At 73.4% G+C, this 10095-nt stretch carries 10 protein-coding genes; 1 reads left to right on the forward strand and 9 read right to left on the reverse strand.

Translation table 11 applies throughout. The features are described 5' to 3' along the window. The 8 genes from HH311_RS17270 to iolC form a co-directional block, all read right to left on the reverse strand. On the reverse strand, positions 1-405 hold a 405-nt coding region (locus tag HH311_RS17270; RefSeq protein ID WP_169184930.1), incomplete at its 3' end, for an aldehyde dehydrogenase family protein. Then, entirely contained in the window at positions 402-1307 is a 906-nt protein-coding gene (locus tag HH311_RS17275; RefSeq protein WP_169184931.1) for a sugar phosphate isomerase/epimerase, read from the reverse strand. The genes HH311_RS17275 and HH311_RS17270, both read right to left, overlap by 4 nt. Next, entirely contained in the window at positions 1304-2341 is a 1038-nt protein-coding gene (locus tag HH311_RS17280; protein ID WP_169184932.1) for a Gfo/Idh/MocA family protein, read from the reverse strand. The genes HH311_RS17275 and HH311_RS17280 overlap by 4 nt, the downstream gene beginning before the upstream one ends. Before the next feature lie 12 nt (positions 2342-2353). Further along, complete coding sequence (locus tag HH311_RS17285) at positions 2354-3268, reverse strand: sugar phosphate isomerase/epimerase (RefSeq protein WP_169184933.1); 915 nt, start codon at positions 3266-3268, stop codon at positions 2354-2356. Next, positions 3265-5190, reverse strand: a complete 1926-nt coding sequence (iolD, locus tag HH311_RS17290; protein ID WP_169184934.1) for a 3D-(3,5/4)-trihydroxycyclohexane-1,2-dione acylhydrolase (decyclizing) — start codon at positions 5188-5190, stop codon at positions 3265-3267. Before iolD ends, HH311_RS17285 begins: the two co-directional genes overlap by 4 nt. Further along, positions 5187-6065 carry a 5-deoxy-glucuronate isomerase gene (gene iolB, locus HH311_RS17295; protein ID WP_169184935.1) on the reverse strand — a complete coding sequence of 293 codons (879 nt, stop codon included), beginning with the start codon at positions 6063-6065 and terminating at the stop codon, positions 5187-5189. The genes iolD and iolB overlap by 4 nt, the downstream gene beginning before the upstream one ends. Next, positions 6062-6958 (reverse strand): class I fructose-bisphosphate aldolase, encoded by an 897-nt coding sequence (locus HH311_RS17300; RefSeq protein ID WP_169184936.1) that lies wholly within the window; start codon positions 6956-6958, stop codon positions 6062-6064. The genes iolB and HH311_RS17300 overlap by 4 nt, the downstream gene beginning before the upstream one ends. Next, positions 6955-7923 (reverse strand): 5-dehydro-2-deoxygluconokinase, encoded by a 969-nt coding sequence (iolC, locus tag HH311_RS17305; RefSeq protein WP_169184937.1) that lies wholly within the window; start codon positions 7921-7923, stop codon positions 6955-6957. The genes HH311_RS17300 and iolC overlap by 4 nt, the downstream gene beginning before the upstream one ends. Before the next feature lie 149 nt (positions 7924-8072). Here iolC and HH311_RS17310 point away from each other — a divergent pair, with 149 nt between their 5' ends. Beyond that, complete coding sequence (locus HH311_RS17310) at positions 8073-8819, forward strand: GntR family transcriptional regulator (RefSeq protein WP_169184938.1); 747 nt, start codon at positions 8073-8075, stop codon at positions 8817-8819. Positions 8820-8926: 107 nt separating this feature from the next. On the opposite strand, the gene HH311_RS17315 is transcribed toward HH311_RS17310, so the two are convergent. Beyond that, positions 8927-9157, reverse strand: a complete 231-nt coding sequence (locus tag HH311_RS17315) for a hypothetical protein (protein ID WP_169184939.1) — start codon at positions 9155-9157, stop codon at positions 8927-8929. Positions 9158-10095 lie beyond the last annotated feature (938 nt).

Consider the following 10095-nt stretch of genomic DNA (forward strand, 5'->3'; position numbering starts at 1 on the left):
CGAGACGTCGATCCCGGTGGAGGCGTTCTCGGTGGCCGAGCCCTTGAGCAGGTGCGGCATCCCGCACGCGAACTCCACCACCTCCTGCCCCCGCGCGACCTCCCCCGCGGCGTCGGAGAGGACCTTGCCGTGCTCCGCGGTGAGGATCTCCGCGAGCTCGGAGGCCCGGGCGTTGAGCAGTTCCCGGAACCGGAACACGATCTGCGTGCGCCGGGTCAGCGAGGTGTCCCGCCAGCGCGGGAACGCGTCGCGGGCGGCGCCGACGACCGCCTCGACGTCGGCCTCGGTCGCGAACGCCACCTGGCGCCGCACCTCACCGGTGGCCGGGTCGGTGACGTCGCCGAGCCGCTCGCCGGTCGACTTCAGCACGGCGCCGCCGGCCCAGTGCTGCAGGGTCTCCATCATCGGGGGGTCCTTCCGGGTGCGGGCTCGAGGACGGTGTCCGAGCCGAAGTGCTTGGCGACGAGGGCGGTGATCGAATCGCGGTCGGTGGTGACGATCTCGGTGGCGCGCTCCTCCCACCCGAAGACGCAGTGGGTGAGGGTGCCGTCGAAACCGGTGGCCGCGAGGGCGGCGAACACGGCGTCGAAGTCGACCTCGCCGGCGCCCATCGGGGCGTGCTGGTGCACGCGGACCGTGGAGCCGGGCGGGTTGACGATGTAGCGCAGGCCGCCGGAGGCGGTGTGGTCGAGGGTGTCGGCCAGGTGCACGTTGGTCAGGCGGGGACCGGCGTGGGCGATGATCCCGGCCGCGTCGTTGCCCTGGTGGAACGTGTGCGGGGTGCAGTAGAGGAACGACACCCAGTCCCGGTCGAGCCCCGCGACGAGGTCGACGGCCGCGTGGCCGTCCTCGACGAAGTCGTCGGGGTGGGGCTCGAGGACGAGACGGATGCCCTCGCGCTCGAAGTCCGGCGCGAGCTCGTCGAACGAGCGCAGGAACATCGCCTCGGCGTACTCGGCGGCCTCGGGCCGACCGTTGAACTCGGTGTTCATGGTGTCCACGCCGAGGTCGACGGCGATCTGGATGGCCCGCCGCCACGCGCGGACGGCGGCCTGCCGGGCGTCCTCGGAGGGCCCCGACCAGCGCAGCACCGGGAGCACCGAGGAGATGCCGACCCCGGCGTCGGCCGCGCGGCGGCGCAGCGTCGCCACGGTCGCGGAGTCGACGCGCGGGTGGGCGAAGAACGGGACGAAGTCCTCCTTCGGGGAGAGCTCCATCCACTGGTAGCCGGCGCGGGCGACGGCGTCCGGCAGGTCGGTCACCGCGTGGGTGCGGTGGAACATCTGGGCGTCCAGGGCGAGCTTCATGCCCGGACCTCCATTCCGGTCTCGATCCGCTCGCCCTTGACGACGGCGGCCACGCCGGCCTCGCAGACCGCCGCGGCGGCGTAGCCGTCCCAGCTGCCGGGCCCGTCGACGGCGTCGCCGCCGGTGGCGATCCCCCGGCGGGCCGCGTCGGCCCAGCGCTGCATCTGGTCGTCGTAGGCCTGCCCGAAGCGGGCGACGAAGTCGGGGGTGATCGTCCCGCCCCACGTGCCCACGCCTCCGCGGTCGGGGCTGACCCGCTTGGTGACGAGGTGCTGGTCCAGCCCGATCGTGGCCGAGCCGCGCTCGGCGACGACCTCGGTGCGCACCTCGTAGGCGATCCCGGTCCGCACGAAGATCTCGACGGTTACCAGGGCGCCGGACTCGGCCTCGAACAGCACGAGCATGGGGTCGGAGACGCCGGCGGGTGCCTCGGCGGTGGGCCGGCCCTTGACCACGCTGACCGCGGCGATCTCCTCGCCGAGCAGGAAGCGCGCGGTGTCGGCCTCGTGGACCACCGAGTCGCGGATCATGAACTCGGAGTCGAAGAAGTCCGGCACCGCAGGGTTGCGGTGGGTGCAGTGCAGCATCAGCGGCGCGCCCAACTCACCGGAGGCGATCATCCGCTGCAGCGCGGCGTACTCGTGGTCGAAACGGCGCATGAAGCCGACCTGGACGAGCCGGCGGCCCAGCGCCGTCTCCCGGCGGTACACGGCGGCGGCCGTCGAGGCCTCGGTCGTCAGCGGCTTCTCGCACAGCACCGGCTTGCCGGCCTCGAGGCAGGCCAGCACCTGCGCCTCGTGGGCCGCCCCGGGGCTCGCGAGGACGACGGCGTCGACGTCGTCGGCCGCGATCGCCGCGGCCGGGTCGGCCACCACACGCGCGCCGACCGGGTCGCCGACGCGGTGGGCCTGCTCGTCCGCGAAGTCGCTGACCACGGTGACGCGGGCGCCGCGGGTGCGCCGGGACAGGCTCTCGACGTGGAACGAGCCCATCTTGCCGACGCCGAGGACGGCCACGCGCAGTTCGTCGGTCACGGGGTGCCCCTCTCAGGCCGGCTGGCCGATGCGGACGGACGCGCCGCCGCACGAGGCCAGGTAGGTGTGGGTGCGCTGCGCGATCGGCAGCGGGTGGTCGGGCGGGCAGGGGTACATGTCCTGCTCGACGATGGCGTAGACGTCGAGACCCGCCTCGTCGACGGCGCCGAGCACCTCGGGCATCGAGGGCACCCCGTGCGGCGGCTCGACCATCGCGCCGAGGCGGACGGCGTCGGGGAACGGGATGTCCTCGGCCTCCACGCGGGCGACGATCGCCGGGTCGACCTGCTTGAGGTGCAGGTAGCCGATCCGCTCCGGGTACTTCCGGATGATCGCGACGTTGTCGCCGCCGTAGTACGAGACGTGGCCGGTGTCCAGGCACAGGTTCACGTACCGCGGGTCGGTGGCCTCGACGAAGCGCTCGATCTCCTGCTGGTACCCGACGTGGGAGTCGGCGTGCGAGTGGAACTGGACCTGCAGGCCGTACTCCTCGAGGACCCGGCGACCGAGCCGGTCCATCCCGATCGTCAGGCGCTCCCAGCCGGCGGTGTCGAGGCGGCGGTCCTCCTTGGGGGCGCCGGTCTTGTGGTCGCGCCACGGCTCGGGGATGACGACGAGGTGCTCGCCGCCGACCGCGCGGGTCAGGGCGGCCACGTCGGTGACCTGCGACCACACGTGCTCCCAGGACTCCGGCTGGTGCAGGTGCTCGAACACGGTGCCGGCCGAGACCCGCAGGCCGTGCTCGCGCAGCGCGTCGGCGAGCCGCTGCGGGTCGGTGGGCAGGAAGCCGTAGGGGCCGAGCTCGATCACGTCGTAGCCGGCGGACGCGACCTCGGCGAGGAAGCGCTCGGGGGTGGTCTGCTCGGGGTCGTCGGGAAACCAGACGCCCCAGGAGTCGGGGGCGGACCCGATGCGGATGCTGCTCATTCGGTCACCTCGGTGGGACGGTCGCTGGGCTGCAGGAAGGGGCGCTGGGTGGCCTTGTTCTGGTCGTAGGTCTTGCGGGCGCGCTGGGTGCTCTCGAGCGAGGCGACCTCGGCGACCGGGACGTCCCACCACGAGCGGGAGTCCGGGGCGGGGACGAGCGGGTCGGTCTCGACGTGGACGACGACGCTCTCCTCGGCCGCCTTCGCCTCGCGCAGAGCGGCCGCGAACTCGTCGGGGGTGCGGGCGGGCAGCACCCGCACGCCGAGGGACGCCGCGTTGGCGGCGAGGTCGACGGGCAGGCGCTCGCCGTCGAGCCGGCCGTCCTCGCCGCGGTAGCGGTAGCGGGTGCCGAACCGTTGGGAGCCGAGCTCCTCCGACAACGCCCCGATGGAGGCGTAGCCGTGGTTCTGGACGAGGACGGTGATCACCTTGACGTGCTCCTGGACCGCGGTGACCAGCTCGGTGGCCATCATCAGGTAGGAGCCGTCGCCGACCATGACGACGACGTCCCGGTCCGGGCAGGCCATGGCCACCCCGACGCCGCCGGCGACCTCGTAGCCCATGCAGGAGTAGCCGTACTCGACGTGGTAGCCCTTGGGGTCGCGGGTCTGCCACAGCTTGTGCAGGTCACCGGGCATCGAGCCGGCCGCGCACACGACGACGTCGCGGGGATCGGTCAGCTCGTTGACCATCCCGATGACCTCGCCCTGGGTGAGCAGGCCGCCGGCGCCCGCGGCCGGGACCGCCGGGTGGTACGCGGCGTCCACCGTCGCGGCCCACTCGGCGTCGAGGCGGCGGTACTCCTCGATGTAGTCCGGGTCGGCCCGCCACCCGGCGAGCGCGGCGCGCAGGCCCTCGAGGGTCTCCCGCGCGTCGGCGACGACCGGGACCCCGGAGTGCTTGACCACGTCGAGCCCGGCGACGTTGACGTTGACGAACCGGACGCCGTCGCCCTGGAAGGCGGTGCGGCTCGCCGTCGTGAAGTCGGAGTAGCGGGTGCCGATCCCGATGACGACGTCGGCGTCGCGGGCGATCGCGTTGGCCGCCGTGGTGCCGGTGGAGCCGATCGCGCCGAGACACTGCGGGTGGTCGAAGGGCAGCGTGCCCTTGCCGGCCTGGCTCTGCCCGACCGGGATGCCGGTGGCCTCGCAGAACGCGGCCAGCGCCGCCGTGGCCCCGGAGTAGTGCACCCCTCCCCCGGCGACCACCACCGGTCGGCGGGCGGAGCGGATCACCGCGGCGGCCTCGGCGAGGCGGGCGCGCTCGGGCAGCGGGCGGGCCACGTGCCAGACCCGGTCCGCGAACAGCTCGAGCGGCCAGTCGTGGGCCTGGGCCTGCACGTCCTGTGGGAAGCAGACGGTGACCGCCCCCGTCTCGGCCGGGTCGGTGAGCACCCGCATCGCGGCGAGCATCGCCGCCGGCAGCTGCTCGGGACGCCAGACGCGGTCGAAGTACCGCGAGACCGGGCGGAAGCAGTCGTTGACGGTGACGTCGCCGGAGCCGGGCAGCTCGAGCTCCTGCAGCAGCGGCGACGCCGACCGGTCCGCGAAGGTGTCCGCGGGCAGCAGCAGGACCGGGAGCCGGTTGATCGTGGCGAGCGCGGCGCCGGTGACCATGTTGGTCGCGCCCGGGCCGACGCTCGTCGAGACCGCCCAGGTCTGCAGGCGGTCCCGCATCCGGGTGTAGGCCGCGGCGGAGTGCACCATGGCCTGCTCGTTGCGCCCGAGGACGTAGGGCAGCAGGTCGGGGTCGGTGAGCTCGGCCTCGAGCAGCGCCTGCCCGATACCGGCGACGTTGCCGTGGCCGAAGATGCCGAAGCAGCCGGCGAAGAGCTTCCGGGAGACGCCGTCGCGCTCGGAGTACTGCGCGCCGAGGAAGCGGACGAGCGCCTGGGCGACGGTGAGCCTGATCGTGTCGGTCATGACGAGCGCCCCAATCGGGGGTCCACCGGCTGGTCCGCCCACGTGCCGCGGATCCAGGCCTGGTCGGGGTGGTCGGTGATCTTCCAGGCGCGCTCGCCCGGGCCGGCCATGACGTTGAGGTAGTACATGTCGTGGCCGGGGGCGGCGGTGCACGGTCCGTGCCAGCCCGAGGGGACGAGGACGGTGTCGCGGTCGCGGACCTCGACGAGCACGTCGACCTCCCCCGCGGGCGAGGCGCTGGTCCGGTGGAACCCGAGGCCGGGCTCGCCGTGCGGGCCCGGGGTGATCTCGTAGTAGTAGATCTCCTCGAGCTCCGACTCGTGGGCCGAGGCCTCGTCGTGCTTGTGGGCCGGGTAGCTCGACCAGTTGCCGCCCGGGGTGATCACCTCGACGGCGATGAGGTTGCCGGCCTCGCACACGTCGGCCGCCCCGAAGTTGCGGACCTGGCGGGTGGCCTGTCCGGCGCCGCGGATCTCGACGGGGACGTCGGCCGCGGCCACGGAGCGGAACGGCAGGACGCGCTCGGTGCGCGCCCCGGTGAGCGCGAGCCGGGCCGTCCCCTCGGTGGCCCGGAGCGTCGCGCGCGACCCCACCGGCAGGTAGGCGACGTCGGTGGGACCGGCGAAGACGTCGGGCCGGCCCGCCAGCGTGGACACCGCTCCCCCGACCTCGACGTGCGCGCCGCCGGACAGCGGGACGACGATCATCTCCTCGTCGCCGGTGTCGAGCGTGTGCTCGCCGCCGGCGGGCAGGGTCAGCGTGCGCAGGCTCGACCACGCCCAGCCCGCCGTCGCCGGCGTGATCTCCAGGTCGTACGGGCCGCGCGCCGCGGCGCCGGCGGGCAGGTGCAGGTCCTGCCGGAGCGAGGCGGTCATGCCGGCACCACCTCCGGACGGACCATCGACACCGCGGTGTCGACCGCACCCGCGACGTCGTCGTCGGCGGGGTAGAGCAGCGTGCGCCCGACGATGAGACCGCGCACGCCGGGGAGGGCGAGCGCCGCGCGCCAGGACGCGTAGGTCTCCTCCGGCGCCGTGGCGGGGTCGCCGCCGAGCAGCAGCGTCGGCAGCGTCGTCGCCGCCATCACGCGCGCCATGTCCTCGACGACGGGCAGCTTCATCCAGGTGTAGGCGCTGCCGGCCCCGAGGCCCTGGGCGATGTGCACCGAGCGGATCACGGCCTCGGGCGAGAGGTCGTTGACCACCTTGCCGTCCACGCGGCGCGAGATGAAGGGCTCGACCATCGCGACCAGCTGGGCCCGGTTGAGCTCGGTGACCGCCTCCGCGCAGGCCTCGAGGGTCGCGACGGTGGCCGGATCGTCGTAGTCGATGCGGGTGAGCATCTTGGCGCCGTCGAACCCGGCGTCGACGGTGCCGCGCACGTCGTAGCCGGTCATGCGGTCGTCCATCTCGAACGCGGCGCCGGCGAGGCCGCCCCGGTTCATGGAGGAGATGACGACCTTGTCCTCGAGGGCGCCGAGCAACAGGAGGTCCTCGAGGATGTCGGCGGTGGCGAGCACGCCGTCCACCCCCGGCCGCGCGAGGGCGGCGACGAGGCGGTCGAGCAGCTCGGGGCGGCTGGCCATCGCGTCGGCGCGGCCGCCGGCGGAGAGCGCGCCGCGGGCAGGGTGGTCGGCGGCGACGATCATCAGCCGGCCGTCCGCCGGGACGAACGGGCGCCGCGCGCGGGCGGCGAGCAGCTTGGTGACGCGGCCCGGGTCCGTCGCGCGGATCTCGCGGACCTCGTCGTGGCCGGCGGCGAAGCTCACGGCAGGGTGCCCTTCTCGAGGAGGTGGTCGATCTCGGCGGGGGTCGGCATGGCGGTGGAGCACTCGAGGCGGGAGGCGACGATCGCGCCGGCGGCGTTGGCGCGGTGCAGCACCGTCGCGAGGTCCCAGCCGGCGAGCAGGCCGTGGGCCAGCGAGCCGCCGAAGCTGTCGCCGGCGCCGAGGCCGTTGAGCGGGGTGACGGGGATGGGCGGGGACTCCACCCGCTCGCCGGCACGGGTCTTGCCGAGGACGCCGCGCGGGCCCTGCTTGACGATCGCGACCTCGACCCCGGCCTCGATCAGGGCGTCGGCCGCGCGCTCGGGGTCGGTCTCGCCGACGGCGACCTCGCACTCCTCGCGGTTGCCGACCGCGACGGTGACCTGGCCGAGGACCTTCTGCACCTCGCTCGTCGCGGCGGCCGCGTCGGGCCAGAACATCGGGCGGTAGTCGAGGTCGAGGACGACGTGACCCCGCCGCTGCCGCGCCTCCAGCACGTCGTGGTGGGTCTGGCGGCTCGGCTCCTCGGAGAGCCCGGTCACCGAGAGCCAGAGCAGGTCGGCGCCGCGGACGGCGTCGAGGTCGACGTCGGCGGTGTGGACCTGCAGGTCGGGGGCGGTCGGCCGCCGGTAGAACCACAGCGGGAAGTCGTCCGGCGGGAAGATCTCGCAGAACGTCACGGGCGTGAGGTGGTGCGGGTCGACGACGACGTGGACGTCGTCGACGCCGAGGCGGCGCAGCTCGCGGCGGACGTAGCGACCGAAGGGGTCGTCGCCGACGCCGGTGATGATCGCGGCGCGCCGCCCCAGGCGGGAGGCGGCGACGGCGACGTTGGCCGTGGTGCCGCCGAGGAACTTGCCGAACGACTCGACGTCCTCGAGCCCGACCCCGGTCTGCAGCGGGTAGATGTCGACTCCGCTGCGACCGAACGTCAGGACCTCGGGGGCCTGCGGTGCGGTCGTGGTCATGGGTGCTCCGGCGGGAGGTGGGGGCTGGTCGCCGGGGATGTCGCGGCGATGTCGAGGACGTTAAGAGGGTGTCCGGCGACACGTCAATACTTTGTCCTGACATACAGACGAACTGTCATACGGACAGCCGCACCGCTACGCTGGCGGCCATGACCACCGCCTCCGACGCCGTCGAGCTCGACGTGCAGCTCGACCGCTCGAGCCCGGTGCCCCTCTACCACCAGCTCGCCGTGGCCCTCGAGGCCGCCATCCAGGACGGGCGGCTGCGCCCGGGCGACCGGCTCGAGAACGAGCTGGCCCTCACCGGCCGGCTCGGCCTGGCCCGCCCCACCGCCCGCCAGGCCATCCAGGAGCTGGTGCGCAAGGGCCTGCTGGTGCGCAAGCGCGGTGTCGGCACCCAGGTCGTCGGCGCCCCGGTCCGCCGCGACATGAAGTTCTCGAGTCTCCACGACGACTTGGCGCTCTCCGGCCGCGCGCCCTCCACCGAGCTGCTCGAGCGCACCACCGGCACCGCGGCCGAGCTCGGCGTCGACGACGCCCTCGACGCCGCCGAGGGCCTGGTGCGGCTGCGCCGGCTGCGCCGCGCGGACGGCGACCCGCTGGCGATCATGACGAACTACCTGCCCGACCGGTTCACCGTCACCGACGCCGACCTGGTCGAGCGCGGGCTCTACGCGACGCTGCGCGCCCAGGGCGTGGCGTTCGCGATCGCCCACCAGACCATCGGGGCGCGGCTGCTGGAACCCGAGGAGGCCGCGCTGCTCGGCGAGGACGTGCCCGCCGCGGCGGTCACGATGGAACGCCTGGTCTACGACGACACCGGCCGGCTGGTCGAGCTCGGCCGCCACGTCTACCGCGCATCGCAGTACACGGTGCAGACCTCACTGGTCGTGTGAACGGCCGGTTCCGAGGTCGAGCTTCGGCACACGGCGTCCTCGACCGCCGCGACCAGCTACGGCAAGCACGTGCCCAGACCATCGCACGGCACGCGCCTCGCGGTACGTCAGCCCGACGGTTCCTGCCCCTGGGACCGCGTGCCCGGTTCGAGTATCTCTTCGAGCACTCCGATCACAGCGTTGCTCGCGGCGAGATGCACGGTCGCCTCGAGCTGCTCGGTCTCGCTGGTTGCTGCGTCGAGTTGTCCCTGCCAGCGTTCTTGTTCAGCTCGCGCGAGTTCGATCGCGTTGACGATCCGTGTTTCCAGGTGGCCGGACTGACCTGTGTCCTCACTCATGGCGCAGGGTTCCCTGCTGATCTCACGAGCACCCCCGCCACACGTCGGGATGCTGAACCCGCGGCTGCAGATCAGGCGTCACCTCCGAGCGGGTGTTCACGGCCCACCACGACGGCTGATTGCTCGATCAGCGTGAGCACCTGGTGGCGCCCGTCGGAGGTCTGCGGGGGCCGCTACCGATAGCGCGGCACGAGTCCCTGGCGCTGTGCTTGTCACGACGAGGACGCTACGGGCGATAGACCCGACGGGACCGGTACCTCGCACCGACGACGGTCCTCGTGTGCTGATGATCGGCAACCATGACAGCAGTGAGGGGTGGCGTGGTCGTTCACACGACATCTGCCGCGGACAGCGACGTGCCCAGAGGCGAGCCGAGCCCGGCCGAACGGTACGTCGAGGCGCTCGCCGCTCTCCCCGGAGCGGAACACGTCGCGGTGGTGGACGTTGCAGGTGAACGGGTCCTGGGCGAGTGGGGCGGACCGCCGGGGTCGGCGGGTGCGGTGCTCGCTCGGGCCCGCCGGGCCGCGGACACGTCCCACCAGGGTCGCCGCGAGCTCGAGGACATCGTGTCGACCACCACTTCCGCATTCCACCTCTCGCGCCTGGTCCTGGCCGGTCCCGGACATCCGGAGTCGGTCTGGGTGTCGGTGCGGATCAATCGCGCGCAGGGAAACCTGACATGGTCTCGAGGGGCACTGACCGGCCTGAGCAGAACGACCGAACCCTCCCCGAGCCAACCGCCCCCACCGGCCGACGAGGTGCACCGTGCTCACCCCGGTACAGCTCACGACGCGCCCCCTGGCCCACTCCGGCGGGATGCCGCGCCGGCCCCGCACGCTGCGGCGGTCGTACCTCCGCCGCCCGCACCGCCGACCCCGGTGGTCCCGACGATGCCACCGACGGTTGTCCCGGCTCCGGTCCCGGTCGCCTCGAAGAGC

The organism is Actinomycetospora sp. TBRC 11914 (assembly GCF_012933465.1).
Classification (GTDB): domain Bacteria; phylum Actinomycetota; class Actinomycetes; order Mycobacteriales; family Pseudonocardiaceae; genus Actinomycetospora.

Excerpts from the sequence above, each read along its gene's own strand:
- HH311_RS17275 (WP_169184931.1), bottom strand. The coding sequence starts at position 1,307 with ATGAAGCTCGCCCTGGACGCCCAGATGTTCCACCGCACCCACGCGGTG.
- HH311_RS17285 (WP_169184933.1), bottom strand. The coding sequence starts at position 3,268 with ATGAGCAGCATCCGCATCGGGTCCGCCCCCGACTCCTGGGGCGTCTGG.
- iolD (WP_169184934.1), bottom strand. The coding sequence starts at position 5,190 with ATGACCGACACGATCAGGCTCACCGTCGCCCAGGCGCTCGTCCGCTTC.
- iolB (WP_169184935.1), bottom strand. The coding sequence starts at position 6,065 with ATGACCGCCTCGCTCCGGCAGGACCTGCACCTGCCCGCCGGCGCCGCG.
- iolC (WP_169184937.1), bottom strand. The coding sequence starts at position 7,923 with ATGACCACGACCGCACCGCAGGCCCCCGAGGTCCTGACGTTCGGTCGC.
- HH311_RS17310 (WP_169184938.1), top strand. The coding sequence starts at position 8,073 with ATGACCACCGCCTCCGACGCCGTCGAGCTCGACGTGCAGCTCGACCGC.
- HH311_RS17315 (WP_169184939.1), bottom strand. The coding sequence starts at position 9,157 with ATGAGTGAGGACACAGGTCAGTCCGGCCACCTGGAAACACGGATCGTC.